At 54.7% G+C, this 17,592-nt stretch carries 13 protein-coding genes; 12 read left to right on the forward strand and 1 reads right to left on the reverse strand.

Features of this window, described 5'->3' with window-relative positions; all coding sequences use genetic code 11:
* Positions 1-8 precede the first annotated feature (8 nt).
* From B5E84_RS10315 to B5E84_RS10355, 8 genes are all read left to right on the forward strand, one after another.
* Positions 9-884 (forward strand): DUF6282 family protein, encoded by an 876-nt coding sequence (locus B5E84_RS10315; RefSeq protein WP_087222386.1) that lies wholly within the window; start codon positions 9-11, stop codon positions 882-884.
* A complete protein-coding gene (locus B5E84_RS10320) occupies positions 878-2,182 on the forward strand; it encodes an SLC13 family permease (protein WP_087222388.1) in 1,305 nt (434 codons plus the stop codon). The genes B5E84_RS10315 and B5E84_RS10320 overlap by 7 nt, the downstream gene beginning before the upstream one ends.
* Positions 2,183-2,520: 338 nt before the next feature.
* Complete coding sequence (locus B5E84_RS10325) at positions 2,521-3,486, forward strand: sugar-binding transcriptional regulator (protein WP_087222390.1); 966 nt, start codon at positions 2,521-2,523, stop codon at positions 3,484-3,486.
* Between the two features lie 409 nt (positions 3,487-3,895).
* Positions 3,896-4,750 (forward strand): DUF6282 family protein, encoded by an 855-nt coding sequence (locus tag B5E84_RS10335; protein WP_087222394.1) that lies wholly within the window; start codon positions 3,896-3,898, stop codon positions 4,748-4,750.
* 10 nt (positions 4,751-4,760) lie between these two features.
* Entirely contained in the window at positions 4,761-6,059 is a 1,299-nt protein-coding gene (locus B5E84_RS10340; RefSeq protein WP_087222396.1) for a 2-hydroxycarboxylate transporter family protein, read from the forward strand.
* Positions 6,060-6,079: 20 nt separating this feature from the next.
* Positions 6,080-7,213 carry a 2-methylaconitate cis-trans isomerase PrpF family protein gene (locus B5E84_RS10345; protein WP_087222398.1) on the forward strand — a complete coding sequence of 378 codons (1,134 nt, stop codon included), beginning with the start codon at positions 6,080-6,082 and terminating at the stop codon, positions 7,211-7,213.
* A 17-nt stretch (positions 7,214-7,230) separates the two neighbouring features.
* The gene (locus B5E84_RS10350) at positions 7,231-9,522 is read left to right on the forward strand and encodes a hydratase (protein WP_087222400.1); all 2,292 of its coding nucleotides are present in this window, start codon (positions 7,231-7,233) and stop codon (positions 9,520-9,522) included.
* 26 nt (positions 9,523-9,548) lie between these two features.
* Entirely contained in the window at positions 9,549-10,718 is a 1,170-nt protein-coding gene (locus B5E84_RS10355; protein WP_087222402.1) for an isocitrate/isopropylmalate family dehydrogenase, read from the forward strand.
* An 81-nt stretch (positions 10,719-10,799) separates the two neighbouring features.
* On the opposite strand, the gene B5E84_RS10360 is transcribed toward B5E84_RS10355, so the two are convergent.
* The gene (locus B5E84_RS10360) at positions 10,800-12,098 is read right to left on the reverse strand and encodes a glycosyltransferase family 2 protein (RefSeq protein WP_087222404.1); all 1,299 of its coding nucleotides are present in this window, start codon (positions 12,096-12,098) and stop codon (positions 10,800-10,802) included.
* 510 nt (positions 12,099-12,608) lie between these two features.
* On the opposite strand from B5E84_RS10360, the gene murC reads away from it, so the two are divergent.
* The 4 genes from murC to B5E84_RS10380 all read left to right on the forward strand — a co-directional run bounded on the left by murC (position 12,609) and on the right by B5E84_RS10380 (position 17,566).
* Positions 12,609-13,985: a UDP-N-acetylmuramate--L-alanine ligase gene (murC, locus tag B5E84_RS10365; RefSeq protein WP_087222405.1), complete on the forward strand. Its 1,377-nt coding sequence runs from the start codon at positions 12,609-12,611 to the stop codon at positions 13,983-13,985.
* 276 nt (positions 13,986-14,261) lie between these two features.
* Positions 14,262-15,299, forward strand: a complete 1,038-nt coding sequence (locus B5E84_RS10370; protein ID WP_442911396.1) for a DnaD domain protein — start codon at positions 14,262-14,264, stop codon at positions 15,297-15,299.
* A 13-nt stretch (positions 15,300-15,312) separates the two neighbouring features.
* Positions 15,313-16,308, forward strand: a complete 996-nt coding sequence (locus B5E84_RS10375) for an ATP-binding protein (RefSeq protein WP_087222407.1) — start codon at positions 15,313-15,315, stop codon at positions 16,306-16,308.
* A 76-nt stretch (positions 16,309-16,384) separates the two neighbouring features.
* Positions 16,385-17,566: a ribose-phosphate pyrophosphokinase gene (locus tag B5E84_RS10380; RefSeq protein WP_087222408.1), complete on the forward strand. Its 1,182-nt coding sequence runs from the start codon at positions 16,385-16,387 to the stop codon at positions 17,564-17,566.
* Positions 17,567-17,592 lie beyond the last annotated feature (26 nt).

Here is a 17,592-nt window from a genome sequence, read left to right on the forward strand (position 1 = left end):
GAGCATTTATGTCCAAAATTTCTTTGCAGGGCGTCATTGATATGCACGTCCACTCAAATCCGGACCTGCGCACCCGCGCCTACGACGACTTTGAGCTGATGGAGGCGGGGATCCGGGTGGGGGCCAGAGCCATTGTCATCAAAACCCATCAGGGCACGACCATGGACCGGGCTTACCTTTGCAACCGCCACAACCAGGTGGTGCACGGCGGGGACAACCATTTTACCATGTTTGGCAGCATCACCTTAAACCGCGTGGTAGGCGGCATCAACCCTGTGGCGGTGGAAACCGCCTTAAAGCTGGGAGCGAAGGTGGTCTGGCTGCCCACGCAGTCCGCAAAGGGGCACATGGAAAAAATGGGTCAGGATCTCTCCAAATGCGTGGAGGTCACCAGGGACGGAAAGGTGCTGCCGGAGGTGAAATCCGTGCTGCAGCTGGTGAAGGATCACGACGCCGTGCTGGGCACCGGCCACATTTCCCCGGAGGAGTGTTTCCTCGTGGTGGAGGAGGCCAAAAAGATGGGGATTGACAAGGTGGTCGTAACCCATCCGGAGTGGTGGATCGTGGGAATGAGCGTGGAGGACCAGCTGCGTCTGGTGAAGGATTACGACGTTTATCTGGAGCGGTGCTACGCTCAGAATATGGGCGGCGGCAAGTACAAGAGCAACCTGCCGGACAACGTGGAAATCATCAAAACCTGCGGCTACAAAAACGTGATGATCAGCACCGACGGCGGCCAGGTGGAAAATCCTCACTGGGAGCTGGCGCTGGGAGAGTATCTGGACTATCTGGCGGATCACGGCATCCCGGAGGACCAGATCTACTACATGACACATACCATCCAGGAGCGGCTCCTGGGACTTGAGGAGGGGAAAGTATGTTAAGCATTCTCATTGTGGCGGGTATCGCCGTTTCCGTTGCCATCGGATATAAAACGAAGTTCAATACCGGGCTGTTTGCCATCGTATTTGCCTATCTCATCGGCTGTTTCGGGCTGGGAATGTCCACTAAGGACGTGATCAACGGCTGGCCGGTGAGCACCATGTTCGTGATCTTTTCCGTTTCCCTGTTCTACAATTTCGCCATGGTAAACGGGACCTTGGAGAAGACGGCCGGCTATCTGCTCTACGCCTGCCGCCGTTTCCCCGGCCTTTTGCCCTTCGCCCTCTATCTGGCGGCGGCTCTGATCGCGGCCCTGGGAGCGGGATTTTTCACCGTGCTGGCCTTCATGGCCCCCATCGCCCTTCTGATCTGTGAGGAGGCGAAAATGGACAAGCTGGTAGGCGCGGTGGCCGTAAACTGCGGCGCCCTCTCCGGAGCGAACTTTATGACCAGCGGCAGCGGCATCATTTTCCGGGGCTTGATGAACGACAGCGGCCTGACGGAGGTGTCCTTCGGCTACACCGGAGTGATTTTCGTATCCAGCGTGATTTTCTCTCTGCTGCTCATCGCCGGTTTCCGCTATATCCCCAAGTCCAACCGCAATATCGGCGCGGGGGTGAGCTTTAAGAAACCGGAGCCATTTACGGCGAAACAGCGGATCAATTTAAACCTGATGATCGCCATGATCGTGGTAGTGCTGATCTTCCCCGTACTCCACATCATTCTGCCGGAGGTGGAAATCATCACCTTTGTAAACGGAAAGATCGACGTGGGCCTGGTGGCGATTATCTTCTCCGTCATCGCCCTGTTCCTGGATCTGGCGCCTCAGAAACAGGTAATCGACAAAGTGCCGTGGAACACCATCATCATGATCTGCGGCGTGGGAATGCTCATCAATGTGGCTATCAAGGCGGGAACCATTGACATCCTGGCAAACTGGGCGGGAGCCAGCCTGCCGGCATGGCTGGTGCCGATCGCTTTCAGCATTGTGGGTGCGGTTATGAGCTTTTTCTCCAGCACCCTGGGCGTTGTCTGCCCGGCCCTGTTCCCCCTGGTGCCGGCTCTGTCAGAGACCGTGGGCATCAACCCCATGATCCTTTACACCTGCATCGTGGTGGGCGCCCAGAGCTCCGCCATCTCCCCCTTCTCCTCCGGCGGCAGCCTGATCCTCGGCTCCTGCTCCAATGAGGAGGAGAGAAACATCATGTTCCCCAGACTTCTTTTCCTGGCCGTCCCGGCCAGCGTGCTCAGCGCCACGGCGTTTAATGTGGTGGTGTCGGGGATTTTGGGGATGATGTAATGGCTGGCGTAAGAGACGCCAGGAAAGTGTAAAAGCAGCATTGTAAAGTAAAATACGGTGTAACTCGGTAAAATGGGTTACACCGTTTTTTGTTGTAATTTTCAAATTTAATATTAGGACAGAGGGTTACTGTACTGGCAACAATACAGAATTTCCTGGAACGACCGTTTGCGGCGGCAGTGGAAAATAAAGCATTCACCAATCATTGGTCCGCTGCCGGCGGCAAATGGATTTAATTGGAAGAACACCACTGCTATCTCCTCACCCTTATCAAAAAAAGTTGCAAATCCCCCCCGCGAAGGTTATACTGAAACCAATAAACCAACGGGAGGCAGCCTATGAGTATGGAGCATTTGCTGGAAAAAGAGAGATATGAGGTCCTGGCGGAGATGGCGGATATGTACTACAACCAGGGAAAAACCCAGTCAGAGATTGCCCAGTATTTTGGGACAAACCGGTTTCGCGTGGCAAAGCTCCTCCAGGACGCCAGGGCAGAGCAGGTGGTGGAGATCAATATCCACTACTCCAATGAGAGGAACAAAGCCCTGGAAAAAGAGATGAAGGAGGCCTTCGGCCTGGAAAAGGCTCTGGTGGTGAACACCCAGTACATCCCCTATATTGACAGTTTAAAGCAGATCGGAAAGATCGGCGCCAACTACCTGGCCCGGCTGCTGGCGCCGGATTCCGTCATCGGCCTGACCTGGGGAAAGACCATCCACAGCGTAGTGAGTCAGCTTGCGGCTCCCGCCAGAAATCCGGTGACGGCAGTGCAGCTCACTGGCTATCCCAGCCTGGGAAACCCGGCGGTGGACCCCATAGAGCTGGTGAGAATGGTGGCCACCTCCTACAGCGGTTCCTTTCACTATCTGATGACTCCCATCTATGTGAGTGATCCGAAACTGCGCCGGGATCTTCTCAAAGAACCGGCCATCCAGACGGCCCTGAAACAGACGGAGCGCATGGATGTGGTGCTTAGCGGCATCGGCGGCCGCTCCAGTCTCCCCTTATTCAATCCGGCGGTGCAGCCCTATCTCACGGAACAGGACCGGGAGGCAGCGGCGGAGAGCATCGGCAGCCTTTACGGCTACGTGCTGGACAAGAGTGGAAATGTGGCTGACATCGACCTGAACAAAAAGGTGATGGCGGCGGAGTTAGACCATGTGCTGGCCGTACCCCACCGGCTGGTGGTGGCCTGCGGAAGGCATAAGGCGGAAGTGATGCAGCTGGCCATGGAAAGAGGCCTGTTCAACGAGGTTCTCACCGACGCCGACACTGCGGTGAATATATTAAAAAGAAAAGGCTGACCGGCCGGAAATGAAAAGTCCGTATACGCGGGCTTTTTTTATTTAACAGGAAACTGCGTTTCCTGTTAAATAAAAATGCTCCGCAAGGAGGCGAACTCCGCGGGGAGGAATATGGCTGCTGACGCAGCCGCGCTCCGGCGCGAAGATGCACCGCTGCGCACACTTTTTTACCCCAAACCACGCTTGCCAAAAGCTAAAGCTCAAAGATTAAAATCCCATTTATCCCATCTTCCGCATCTCTTTCAGTACAAAATCGAAATAAAACAAATGTGAATCAAAATAACATTAGTGAAAACTGCACAAATTCTTTTGCCAACATTTTAACAAAAGTGATATTGAATAACAAAAGAGAAAATGCTATAGTAAATACAACAAAAGTGATTTAAGATAACATATGATGGAGGTTGAAATGAGCGGGAACATTGTAAGCGGCATCATTGATATGCACATCCATTCCGCACCGGACGTGAGAAAACGGCGGCTGGATGACCTGGAGCTGATGGAGGCGGCAGTAAAGCTGGGGGCCAGAGCCGTTGTGATCAAGTCCCATATGGTGTGCACAGCGGACCGGGCGGCGCTGGTGAACAAGATCCGGGAGGAAAAATATCCGGAGTCCGATTTCCAGATGTTTGGCGGCATTGCCCTGAACCGGCCCGTAGGCGGGATCAATCCGTGGGCAGTGGACGCAGCCCTGAAACTGGGGGCAAAAGTGGTGTGGCTGCCTACCAACACGGCGGCAAACCATTTCCGGAAGGAAAATAAAGAAGGCGGAGTGGAGATTATAAAGGACGGGCAGGTCACAGAGGAGCTGCGGTCCGTGTTTGAACGGATCAAGGAACACGACGCGGTGCTGGCCACCGGACATATTTCTCCGGAGGAGTGTTTTCGGGTGACGGAGGCGGCCAGGGACGCCGGGGTAAAAAAGATCGTGATTACCCATCCGGAATTCCACATTGTGGGGATGTCCCTGGAAGATCAGATCCGAATCGTAAAGGACTATGACGTCATGCTGGAGCGGGTGTACGCCCAGCCTATCGGAGGGGGCGTTTATAAAAACAACCTGCCGGACAACGTGGAGGCGATCCGCGCCGTGGGCTGCGACCACATTATTGTGTCCACCGACAGCGGACAGATGCAGAATCCGCCGTGGTATGAATCCATTGTGGAATATGTGGAGTACCTGCGGAATGCGGGAATCACAGAGGCGGAAATTGAAAAAATGACACAAATTAATCCAGGCAGAATGCTTGGGATCGAAAAGTGAGGGGTATGAAATGAGTAAAGAGAATACGATTAAGGTATTTGGGATGGAGCTGCCGGTATTTTTGTTCTTCTTTGCGGTGATTGCGGCATCAGCCTGGATGAATATTATCCCCAATGAGATGCTGGGAGCAGCGGCAATCCTGTTTTCCCTGGGAATTGTACTGGGAGAGATAGGAGAGAGGATCCCCATCTGGAATGTGTACTGCGGCGGCGGAGCCATTCTGGCGTTTGTGGTGTCGGGGCTGCTCACTTATTATAATCTGCTGCCGGAGTGCGTGGTGGAAAATGCCACTGGCTGGATGAGTGGTTATAATTTTCTGAACGTATTTATTTCCCTGCTGATTGTGGGAAGTCTTCTGGGAATGGACCGGAAGGTGCTGATCAAATCCGGCAGCCTGTTTATCCCGGCGATTCTGGCCTCCATCGTGGGAGCCGGTGTGCTGGGAATCCTGGGAGGCCTGGTGATCGGAAAATCCCCCATGGAGATTATCACCGCCTACGTGCTCCCCATCATGGGAGGCGGAGCCGGGGCCGGCGCGGTACCCATGGCTCAGGTGTACGGGGACGTGACGGGACAGGATCCCGCCGGATACCTCTCCTTTGCTCTGGCGATTCTGGCTGTGGGAAATATTGTGGCAGTTATCTTTGCTGTGATTCTGGACATTGTGGGACGGGTGATGCCGAAGTGGACCGGCCATGACAAGCTGATGAAGGACGCGTCAAAGCAGATCGTGGTAGAAAAAGAGGAAGAAAAGAAGGTCACCATGGACGACATCGGAGGAGCGATCTTTCTGACTGCCGGGTTCTTCGTGTTGGGACAGCTGATGGCGAAAAAGGTACTTCCCAGCATTATGGGAGTGGCCATTCCCAATTTTGCCTACATGATCCTGTTCGCGGCTCTGGCGAATGTATTTAACCTCATTCCGGAGCATTTGAGAATGGGTGCAAAAAAGTGCCAGCAGTTCTGCGGCAGCAAGCTGGTTTGGGTGCAGATGGTGGGCTGCGGCATTGTGCTCATCGACTTCCGGGAGATGTTAGGTGTGCTGAGCGTATCGAACCTTCTGGTAGTAGTGCTCATCGTGCTGGGAGCTGTACTGGGAGCCGGATTGTTTGGCCAGCTGGTAGGGTTCTACCCGGTGGAAAGTGCCATCACGGCGGGCCTCTGCATGGCAAACATGGGTGGGGCTGGAGACCTGGCAGTTCTGGGAGCGGCCAGAAGAATGGAGCTTATGAGCTACGCGCAGATTTCCTCCCGTATCGGAGGAGCTATTATTCTGCTGATTGGCAGTATCGCGTTTTCACTTTTATAAAATAAGGAAGGAAAGATCATATGAGAGCATTTCAGACGGTATATATGAGAGGCGGCACCAGCAAGGGCTGTATGTTTCTGCGGGAGGAGCTGCCGGAGAACCAGGAGGAGTGGGATTCCATCTTTTTGCAGGTAATGGGATGCCCCGACCCGAAACAGATCGACGGCATGGGCGGAACGGTTTCCTCCAATAATAAGATCGTGGTGGTCTGGAAAAGTGAGGAAGAAGGCATCGACGTAGAGTATCTGGTGGGCCAGGTCATCGTAGGAAAGGAACAGGTGGACTATAAGTCAAACTGTGGCAACATGACAGCCGCCGTAGGCCCTTACGCGGTGGAAATGGGGCTTGTGAAGGTCGTGGAGCCCATCACCACCGTACATATGTTAAATAAAAACACGGACAAGTATATTGACGTGACGGTTCCCTGTGAAAACGGCACGTTCGCCCAGGAGGGAGACTGCCATATTGCCGGTGTGGATGGAACGGCGGCGGAGCTGAAAGTAAAATTTTTAAATCCGGCTGGAGCCAAAACAGGAAAACTTCTGCCTACGGGAAATGTAAAGGATGTGCTGGAAATTCCTGGATTCGGCTCTCTGGAGGCCACCATTCTGGACGTGTCAAACCCTATGGTTTTGGTACGGGCGGAGGACATTGGCGCGAAAGGTACGGAGCTGCCTGAGGAGGTAAACGGAAACAGGGAGTTAAGCGATCTTCTGGAAAAAATCAGAGGAACTGCCTGCTGTATGATGGGCTTTACAAAAGACCTCCAGGACGCCACCGACCACAGCCCCGCCGTACCAAAGGTAGGTTATGTGACCTCCCCCAGATCGTTCCAGACTTTAGACGGGGAGATTCAGAAGGCGGAGGAAATGGATGTCTGCGCCCGGGTAATTTCCGTATTCAAATGCCATAAGGCCTGCCCCCTCACAGCGGCCAGCGCCATTTCTGTGGCGGCGGCATTGAAGGGCAGCGTGGTAAACCAGGTTATTTCCGGGGAAAACAGCGGGGGACAGGTGCGGATCGGCCATCCCAGCGGTGTGATGACCATGTATCCTGAGATGGAGGAAACGGACGGAGAGATCAAGGTTCCCAGCGTGGCAGTGCAGCGCACGGCCAGACGGATTATGGACGGAACGGTTTACGTGAGAAAATAAAAGAGGGAGGAAATGTTATGGTAACATTATATAAAGAAGGAGCATATCTGATTCACGGTACGGAGCTGGTGCCGGAGTCGGAGCCGGAGCGGGCCTGTGCCCTGGCGGGCCATCCAGTGGACAAAGAGGCCGCCAGACAGGGCACCATGGCTTACAGCATTTTAAAAGCCCACAATACATCGGAAGATATGGGAAAGCTGAAACTGAAATTTGATGCCATGGCCTCCCACGACATCACCTTCGTGGGAATCATCCAGACAGCCAAGGCCTCCGGAATGGAGAAATTTCCCATACCCTACGTGCTCACAAACTGCCACAATTCCCTGTGCGCCGTAGGAGGAACCATCAACGAGGATGACCATATGTTTGGTCTGTCCGCGGCTCAGAAATACGGCGGCATCTATGTTCCGCCCCACATTGCTGTGATTCATCAGTATATGCGGGAGATGATGGCAGGCTGCGGCAAAATGATCCTGGGTTCCGATTCCCACACCCGGTACGGGGCATTGGGAACTATGGCCATCGGAGAAGGCGGCGGAGAATTGGTAAAACAGCTGCTTTGCGACACCTACGACGTGGCTTATCCGGAGGTTATCGCCGTTTATCTGGATGGAAAGCCCAATCCCTGGGTGGGCCCCCAGGATGTGGCTCTGGCCATCATCGGAGCGGTGTTTAAAAACGGATATGTGAAAAATAAGGTGATGGAATTTGTTGGCCCCGGCGTCTCCTCCATGACCACGGACTACCGGAATGGAATCGACGTGATGACCACAGAGACTACCTGCCTGTCCTCTATTTGGAGAACAGATGAGGACACCAGGGCATTTTTAAAGGCCCATGGCAGAGAGACGGATTATAAAAAGCTGGATCCGGCGGAGACGGCGTACTACGACGGAGTCGTTTACGTGGATCTGAGCACGGTGAAACCCATGATCGCCCTGCCCTTCCACCCCAGCAATACCTACGAGATCGACGAGTTAAACGCCAACTTAGGCGACATCCTGCGGAGCGTGGAAAAAGAGGCGGAGGCCGTTTCCCAGGGCAAGGCGGAGTTCACCCTTGTGGATAAGATCACAGAGCGCGGCTTGCAGGTGCAGCAGGCGGTGATCGGAGGCTGCGCGGGAGGAAATTACACCAACGTCATCGAGGCCTCCCACGCTCTGCGGGGAAGAAATACGGGCCACGGGGAGTTCAGCCTGGCAGTTTATCCGTCCTCCCAGCCGGTGTTTATGGATTTGGTGAGAAAGGGCGCCATCGCTGATCTGATGGAGGCGGGAGCGATCATCCGCACCGCTTTCTGCGGCCCCTGTTTCGGTGCCGGTGACACCCCCTGTCACAACGGGCTTTCCATCCGTCACACCACCAGAAACTTCCCCAACCGGGAAGGTTCCAAGCCGGGTCAGGGTCAGATGTCGGCAGTGGCCCTCATGGACGCCCGTTCCATCGCCGCCACGGCGGCAAACGGAGGCATTCTTACCTCCGCGGAGACTATGGACTGCTGGGGTGACGTGCCGGAGTACCATTTTGACCGCACTGTTTACGACAATCGGGTATTCTTCGGCTATGAAAAGGGCTGCCAGGAGCAGCCGCTGGTCTACGGGCCGAACATCAAGGACTGGCCGGAGATGAGCGCCCTCACGGACAACATTCTGCTGAAGGTTTGCTCAAAGATCCTGGATCCGGTCACCACCACCGACGAGCTCATCCCATCGGGGGAGACGGCATCCTTCCGTTCCAATCCCCTGGGATTGGCAGAATTTACCCTCTCCAGACGGGATCCCGCATACGTGGGATGCTCCAAGGAGGCAGACCGGATGGAAAAGGCAAGAGCGGCTGGACAGAATCCCGCGGAGATTGCCGGGGAGCTGAATGGGGTGTTTGAGACGATTCACACCATTCCCGGACAGGAGACGGCAAAGCCGGAGGAGACGGAAATCGGCAGCGTGATCTACGCTGTGAAACCGGGCGACGGCTCCGCTAGAGAGCAGGCGGCCAGCTGTCAGAGAGTGCTGGGCGGCCTGGCCAATATCTGTAAAGAGTACGCCACCAAGCGGTATCGCTCCAACGTGATCAACTGGGGAATGCTGCCCTTCCAGATGAAGGAGGAGCCGGAGTTTGAGGTGGGTGACTATATCTACGTGCCGGGAATCCGCAGCCAGTTAAAGGAAGGGAACTTAGAGGAGATCAAGGCTTACGTCCTGAAGGACGGGGCGAAAGAAATCTCCCTCTATATCACGCCCATGACAGCGGAGGAGAGACAGATTGTGGAGGCGGGCAGCCTGATCAACTATAACCGGAGCAGAAGATAACGGAGCCGGCCGGCAAAGGAGGACATATGAGCAGAGAGTGTGAGATTTCCCGGGCCCAGGAGCGGTTTGGAGAACTGATTTCCCAGGAGTTTGAGCGCATCGAGGGCATGAAGGCGGGACAGGAAACGGTGGATTTTGAAAAGCTGAATCCCATTATCATCGGAGTACTTCCAGGGGACGGCATTGGCCCGATTATCATGGAACAGGCCCTGCGGGTGTTAAAGAGCCTGATGGCTCCGGAGCTGGAAAGCGGCCGTCTGGAGATCAGGGAAATCCAGGGCATGACCATCGAAAACAGGGCGGCAAAAAATCAGAGCCTGCCGGACGAGGTGATGGAGGAGGTCAAAAAATGCCATGTGCTCTTAAAAGGGCCCATGGTGACCCCTAGGGCCTCCGATCCCTGGCCTAACCTGGTGAGTGCCAACAGCCTGTTAAGACGGGGGCTGGAGCTGTTTGCTGCCGTCCGCCCCATCCGCATCCCGGAAAAGGGCATTGACTGGACGTTTTTCCGGGAGAATATCGAGGGTGAGTATATCTGGGGAAACAAGGGAATCCAGGTAAACGAGGATCTGGCCGTGGATTTTAAAGTACAGACAAAACAGGGCAGCGAGCGGATCGCCCGCGCCGCCTTCGAGTTTGCCAGAAAGAACGGGAAAAAGAACGTGACCATCGTCACCAAGGCCAATATCGTAAAGCTGGCCGACGGAAACTTTATCAAAGCGGTGCGCCGGGTGGGCGAGGAATACCCGGAGATCGAGATTCAGGAGCGGCTGGTGGACGCCATGTGCGCAAAAATGCTGGATCCGGAGTTTAATAAAGGCATCGAGGTGGTGGTTCTCCCCAACCTTTACGGCGACATCGTGACCGACGTGGCGGCGGAGCACCAGGGCGGCCTGGGCACGGCCTCCTCCTCCAACATCGGAAACCGCTACGCCATGTTCGAGGCCATTCACGGCACAGCCCCCTATCTCATGGAGCACGGCAGAGGCTCATACGCGGATCCCTGCAGCCTGATCCGCGCTGTGGGAATGCTCCTTGCTCACATCGGCTATGGCAGCCGGAAAGCCAGCCTGGATCGTGCCCTGGACATCTGCACGGTGGAGGAGCGCCGCCTTGTGGTCACCACGGATGTGGACGGAGCCAGCGCGGCGGAGTTTACGGACTATCTGCTGGAGACCATAGAAAGATTAAAATAGGATAACAAAAAAAAGAGGGAATCCCCCAGCCTGAAAATGGCTGTCGGGAATCCCTCTTTTTCAATATTCAATAAAATGAAATCACATCGAAAGCCCTTTCTTCCTCGCCGCAGGAATAAAGCTGCCCTGATCCGCGCCATGGTAGATCGGTTTCCACTCCACCTTGCGCACCAGCGCCACGGCGGAGATGGGGATGTAGGTAAACATAAACACCGGGAACGTGAATAAAAACATCAGTTTCCGGGATGTGGGGACGGCGATGGCCTTCCACTCCGTGATGGTGGTGATAGCCCCGTACATCAAAAGCCCCAGGTAGAACACGAAAACGGTCTTTGCGATGAAACCGGTGCACTCCGCGATCACCAGCCGCGCCCCGTGAGGTGGCATGGTCATGCAGGCGGCCATCATAATCAGGTTGATCAGGATCGCCCCCAGGGTGAAAAACATCCCCGGCGCCACGGTCATGAACATATCATAGCAGGAAAATCCCCGGCGTCCGCCGGTAAAAATCCCCTTTAACAGAGATAATCCGTACTTGTAGTCAATCTGGTAAAAGCCCTTCGACCACCGCAGCCTCTGATCCCAGGACTGCTTAAAGGTCACCGGCTGCTCATCGTAGATCACGGCCCTCTCGCAGTAGCCGATCACCTCGCCCTGGAGGGCGCAGTTTACGGAAAACTCAATGTCCTCCGTGAGCAGATGGTACGGCCAGCCGCCGTTTTTGCGCACCAGGTCGCCGGACACCAGAAAGCCGGTGCCGGAAATGGCGCAGCTGACTCCCATAGCCATTCTGGGGGCGTTTAAAAATCTGGCCTCCCGCAGGAACCACAGGCCGTAGCCGGCGGAAATCCAGTTGGAACCGAAATTCCTGGAATTGCGGTAGCTGGTGAGCGCCGCGTATTTTCCCGTGTCGAAGGTGGCGTTCATCTCCTTCACAAAATCCGGATCCACGTAGTTGTCCGCGTCAAATACGAAATAGCCGTCGTAGTCGTTCTTTCCTTCCTCTGTCAGCTGTTTGAACAGATAATCCAGGGCGTAGCCCTTTCCCACCTGCAGATGGTTAAAGCGGCGGTATACGATTGCCCCGGCGTTTTCCGCTACCTGGGCAGTGTTATCGGTGCAGTTGTCTGCGATTACGTAAATGTCCAGAAGCTCCTCCGGATAATTCTGGTGTTTTAAGCTGTCAATCAGGCCCCCGATTACATTCTCCTCGTTGCGGGCGGAAATGACCGCGGCGTAGCGGCGCAGCTTAGACGGCGTGCGGTAACCGTGACGGTTCTTCTGTATGATGCCAATCAGCAGGTATCCCAGCTGGTACAGATACAGCAGGGTGAGAATCACCGCGATGGCAGTGTTGAATGATTGTGTGAATTCTAGCATAGTGTTTCTTCCCTCTTTTATAATTTTTGTTTTGTCTATAAGGATACCAGGGTCAAAAGGCCGGAAATCCGATGCAAGCTTGCTTGCAAGAGGATTTTTGACCTTTTGACCCCAACATCCTATAAGACAAAAATGCAGCTCACACAAACACTACCACATTTTTCGAATATTACAAGAGTTTCTTTCTGGATTTAATATAAAATTAATATTTTGGTTTGACTTTTGTAAAGAGTGTGAATTGTGTATTTTTTATGTAAAATTCGCTTTCTGAGACACAATTTAGGCCTTTTTGAGGAAAACCGGAGACGGAGGGGAGAGGGGAAAATGCAAAACGGCGATTCCCGCCGGGAACTGGAAAGAAATCCTGTGAAAAGTACCGTTTTATCAAAAAGGACAACGCCTTTTGCCCCTGCTTTCTTTGCTTTTTGCCGGAAAATCCGCTATAATAAAGCAGAAGCGGCTTTCCGGCGCTGCCGGGGGCAAATAAAACGAAGAATAAGAGGAGAATATATGTATCAGATAGATTTCAAACATCCGTGCCACATCCATTTCATCGGAATCGGAGGCATCAGCATGAGCGGGCTGGCGGAGATTCTCATGGACGAGGGGTTTGCCGTCAGCGGCTCTGACGCCAGGGAGTCGGAGCTGACAAAGCATCTGGAGGCTAGGGGAGCGAAGATCGCCTACGGCCAGAAGGCGGCCAATATCACCGAGGGTATCGGCGCCGTGGTGTTCACCGCCGCCGTCCACCCGGACAATCCGGAGTACGCCGAAGCGGAGCGGCGCGGACTTCCCATGCTCAGCCGGGCGGAGCTCTTAGGACAGATGATGAAAAATTACCGCCAGTCCTTAGGGGTGTCCGGCACCCACGGAAAGACCACCACCACCTCCATGATCACGGAGATTTTGCTGGCGGCGGATGCCGATCCCACCATTTCCGTGGGCGGCATTCTCCACTCCATCGGCGGAAATATCCGGGTGGGCGGCTCCGACCTGTTCGTGACCGAGGCCTGTGAGTATACCAACAGTTTCCTGTCCTTCTTCCCCACCATGGAGATCATTTTAAACATTGAGGAGGACCATCTGGATTTCTTTAAAGATCTGGAGGACATCCGCCGCTCCTTCCGCCTGTTCGCCGAGCGCCTGCCGGAGAACGGCCTTCTGATTATAAACGGGGCCATCGAGCGCCTGCCCCAGCTGACGGACGGACTGGCGTGCCGGGTGGTCACCTTCGGGGCGGAGGGGAGTGATCTGACGGCTGAAAATGTCCGCCACGACGAATTTGCCAGGGCGGAGTTTGACGTGATCCGCCGGGGAGAACTCCTGGGCCATGTGACCCTGGGAGTGGCGGGCGAGCACAACGTCTCCAACGCCCTCGCGGCCATCGCCGCCTGCCTGGAGCTTGACGTGCCCTTTGACACCATCGCGGAGGGCCTTAGGCGGTTTACCGGCACGGACCGGAGGTTTGAGAAAAAGGGAGAGATCGGCGGCGTCACCGTCATCGACGACTACGCCCACCATCCCAGCGAGATCCGGGCTACCCTGGCTGCCGCCAGGAACTATCCCCACAGGAAACTCTGGTGCGTATTCCAGCCCCACACCTACACCAGGACGAAGGCCTTTATGGAGGAGTTCGCCCAGGCCCTGTCCATGGCGGACGAGGTGGTGCTGGCGGACATTTACGCCGCCAGGGAGACGGACACTCTGGGGGTCAGCTCAAAGGATCTGGCGGAAAAGATTGAAAAACTGGGCACGAAAGCCACCTATCTGCCCTCCTTTGACGAGATTGAAACATTTATTTTAGAAAATTGTGTACACGGCGATTTGTTGATAACTATGGGGGCCGGAGATATTGTAAAAGTGGGAGAAAAGCTGCTTGGTTTGTAGTTATCCACATTATCCACATAGTTTTCAACATTTTATGTAAAGAAACTATGTGGATTTTTTACTTTACATAATCAGTCGTCTGTAAATTTTGGAAAACCGTATTTTTACGCGAGATTCGACAAATAGGGAAAAATAATTTATTCTTATGTCAACTTATTATCCACGTTATCCACATTATCCACAATCCATGCTGTGGATAAGCGGGGCTATTTTCTTTTTAAACGCGATGTGATATGATGGGACCAGAGAAATTTGCGCTCAGCGAAAAGGGGAGTTCTGTCCGTGAAAAATCAGCTTGAAATCCACGCAACTCTGGTTGCGGATGAATTTATTGATACATACATGGCCTCTGCCAACGGGGAATACGTAAAGGTCTACCTCTATATGCTCCGCCACCGGAATGAGCCTGTGGAGCTGTCCGCCATCGCGGACGCCTTAAACCACACGGAGGCGGACGTGCGCCGCGCCCTTGCCTACTGGCAGCGGATGGGGGTTTTAGAGGAGACGGAGGAGGGGAGCCGCCAGGCCAGCCGGGAGACGGCCGCCGCCCGGCAGCCCCGGACGCCCGCCGCGGCGAAGGCGGAGGAGAGCCGTTCCCGCCGCGGTTCCTCCAGTCTGCCGGAGGCGCCCCAGGCCATGGAACAGCCCCAGGCCCGGAAAAATTACGGCAAGGCGGACTTAGAGCGGCTGCAGGCGGACGGGGAGTTCAGCCAGCTCCTCTACGTGGCGGGACAGTATATGGGCCGCCTCTTAAAGCCTCAGGACGCGGATATGCTGGCGTACCTGTACGACAGCCTCCATATGTCCAGCGACGTGATCGAGTACGTGATCGAATACTGCGTCCAGAACCGCCACAACAGCATCCGCTACATGGAAAAGGTGGCCTTAAGCTGGCATGAAAAGGGCATCGACACCGTAGCGAAGGCCAAGGCCTGGACAGAGCATTTCAACCAGGATGCCTTCGCTGTGATGAAGGCCTTCGGCATCAATGACCGCCGCCCCGGAAACACGGAGTGGGATGTGATTGAAAAGTGGTATAAGACCTGGGGATTCAGCCGCCAGATGGTGGTGGAAGCCTGCAACCGCACCATGGAAGCCATCCACAAGCCCAGCTTTCAGTACGCCGACAGGATCCTGGAGGAGTGGCATAAAAACAGCCTCCGCACCGTAGAGGACGTGGCGGGGGCCGACGGAAAACGGAAAAAACAGGCGCCCAGGGACCAGGAGCCCAGGAAAAAAGGAGGGAACCAGTTCCGCAACTTTGAGGAGCGCCAGATCGACTACGACGCCATGGTGATGGAGCAGTGGCAGTGAAGGAGGGGAGAACATGGCACTGAGCAATTCCCAGTATGACGCCATCATCCGGGAATACGGCAGACAGCAGCTCTTAAATAAGCACGAGCAGGATAAGCGGGTAGAGGAGATTTACAGAGTCCTTCCCGCCGTCCGGGAGATCGACGACGCCATCAGCACCACCGCGGTGGACGCCGCCAGAAAGATGCTGGCGGGGGACCAGGAGGCGCGGGCGCGGATGAAGACGGTCATAGCGGACCTGAGGGAACAAAAGGAGGTGCTCCTCCGTTCCAAGGGCTATCCGGCGGACTACATGGAAATGCGCTACCGCTGCCCCGACTGCCGGGACACCGGCTACGTGAACGGGAAGAAATGCCACTGTTTCCGCAAAGCCCAGATGCGCCTGCTCTACGCCCAGTCCAATATTGAGGAAGTGGTGAAACGGGAGAATTTTTCCACCTTCTCCTACGAATACTATGACGATGAGAATGTTCTTCCCGGCCTGGGAAGGACCGCCAGGGAGCATATGCGCCAGGTGGTGGCCGCCTGCCGCCAGTTTATCGGGGAATTTGGAGAGAAAAAGGGCAGTCTTCTCCTCACGGGAAACACCGGCGTGGGAAAGACCTTCCTTGCCAACTGCATTGCCAAGGAGCTGATCGACCGGTACTATTCCGTGATCTATCTCTCCGCCGGCGACCTGTTCGACATCTTTTCCAAGACCAGGTTCGGCCGCCAGGACGAGGACGGGATCCGGGATATGTACGATTACATCCTGGACTGCGACCTGCTGGTGATCGACGATCTGGGCACGGAGTTAAACAACAGTTTCACCTCCTCCCAGCTGTTCTACTGCCTGAACGAGAGGTTAAACAGGAAGAAGGGCACGGTGATTTCCACCAACCTCTCCATAAACGCCCTGCGTGACAACTACACCGAGCGTGTCACGTCCCGGATCATGAGCTACTACCGGATCCTGCCGGTGTACGGCGACGACATCCGCCTGAAAAAACGGCGGGAGGGCCGGGAATGACCTTGACTATTGAGAAGTATAATGCTATAAATATACGGTGAAATGCCGAAAAATGTAAAAATATAGGAGGAAAAAGATGATTTACGAAGAGAAAACCATCGAAACGATACCGGTCGGTCCACTGGGATTGATCCCGCTGCAGAGCTGCGCGGAGTTGGGGGAAAAGGTGAACAGACATCTGGTAGAGTGGAGACGGGAGCGGCAGAGCGAGCACAAATCCACCATTGCCTTTACCGGTTATCAGCGGGATAACTACATCATCGAGGCAAAGACCCCCCGTTTTGGTTCCGGAGAGGGAAAGGGAACCATCGAGGAATCCGTCCGCGGAGACGATCTGTACTTCATGGTGGACATCTGCAATTACAGCCTGACCTACTCTCTCTGCGGAATGGTAAACCATATGTCTCCGGATGACCATTTCCAGGATCTTAAGAGAGTGATCGCCGCGGCAGCGGGAAAAGCCCGCAGAATCAACGTGATCATGCCCTTCTTATACGAGGGAAGACAGCACAAGCGCTCCAACAGGGAGTCCCTGGACTGCGCCACGGCCCTTCAGGAGCTGGTGAGCATGGGAGTGGAGAACATCATCACCTTCGACGCCCACGACCCCAGAGTGCAGAATGCCATCCCCTTAAAAGGATTTGAGACGGTACAGCCCATCTACCAGTTTATCAAGAGCCTGCTGAAGGCGGAGAAAAACCTGCAGATTGACAGCGACCATATGATGGTAATCAGCCCGGACGAGGGCGGCATGAAACGCGCCATCTTCTTCGCGAACGTGTTGGGCCTGGATATGGGTATGTTCTACAAGAGGAGAGACTACACCCAGATTATCAACGGCCGCAACCCCATCGTGGCCCACGAGTTCCTGGGTACGGACATCGAGGGCAAGGATGTGGTCATCATCGACGACATGATTTCCTCCGGTGAGAGTATGCTGGACGTAGCCAAGGAGCTGAAACGGAGAAAAGCCAGAAAGGTATTCATCTTCTCCACCTTCGGCCTGTTTACCAACGGCCTGTCCAAATTCGACGAGTATTATGAGAACGGTCTCATCGACCGCATTTTCACCACCAACCTGGTGTATCAGACTCCGGAGCTTCTCACAAAGCCCTACTACACCAGCGTGGACATGAGCAAATACATCGCCCTCATCATTGACAACTTAAACCACGACGACTCCTTAAGCGAGCTTCTCAACCCCACCAGACGGATCAACCGGGTGCTGGAGAAGTACAGAAACGGAGAGCAGTTATAATCTGAACACACAACACGACGCAAAAG

The organism is Lachnoclostridium sp. An14, assembly GCF_002160755.1.
In the GTDB taxonomy this organism is placed as follows: domain Bacteria; phylum Bacillota; class Clostridia; order Lachnospirales; family Lachnospiraceae; genus Lachnoclostridium_A.

Coding starts and splice junctions, on each gene's coding strand:
- B5E84_RS10315 (WP_087222386.1), top strand. CDS start 9: ATGTCCAAAATTTCTTTGCAGGGCGTCATTGATATGCACGTCCACTCA.
- B5E84_RS10320 (WP_087222388.1), top strand. CDS start 878: ATGTTAAGCATTCTCATTGTGGCGGGTATCGCCGTTTCCGTTGCCATC.
- B5E84_RS10325 (WP_087222390.1), top strand. CDS start 2,521: ATGAGTATGGAGCATTTGCTGGAAAAAGAGAGATATGAGGTCCTGGCG.
- B5E84_RS10335 (WP_087222394.1), top strand. CDS start 3,896: ATGAGCGGGAACATTGTAAGCGGCATCATTGATATGCACATCCATTCC.
- B5E84_RS10340 (WP_087222396.1), top strand. CDS start 4,761: ATGAGTAAAGAGAATACGATTAAGGTATTTGGGATGGAGCTGCCGGTA.
- B5E84_RS10345 (WP_087222398.1), top strand. CDS start 6,080: ATGAGAGCATTTCAGACGGTATATATGAGAGGCGGCACCAGCAAGGGC.
- B5E84_RS10350 (WP_087222400.1), top strand. CDS start 7,231: ATGGTAACATTATATAAAGAAGGAGCATATCTGATTCACGGTACGGAG.
- B5E84_RS10355 (WP_087222402.1), top strand. CDS start 9,549: ATGAGCAGAGAGTGTGAGATTTCCCGGGCCCAGGAGCGGTTTGGAGAA.
- B5E84_RS10360 (WP_087222404.1), bottom strand. CDS start 12,098: ATGCTAGAATTCACACAATCATTCAACACTGCCATCGCGGTGATTCTC.
- murC (WP_087222405.1), top strand. CDS start 12,609: ATGTATCAGATAGATTTCAAACATCCGTGCCACATCCATTTCATCGGA.
- B5E84_RS10375 (WP_087222407.1), top strand. CDS start 15,313: ATGGCACTGAGCAATTCCCAGTATGACGCCATCATCCGGGAATACGGC.
- B5E84_RS10380 (WP_087222408.1), top strand. CDS start 16,385: ATGATTTACGAAGAGAAAACCATCGAAACGATACCGGTCGGTCCACTG.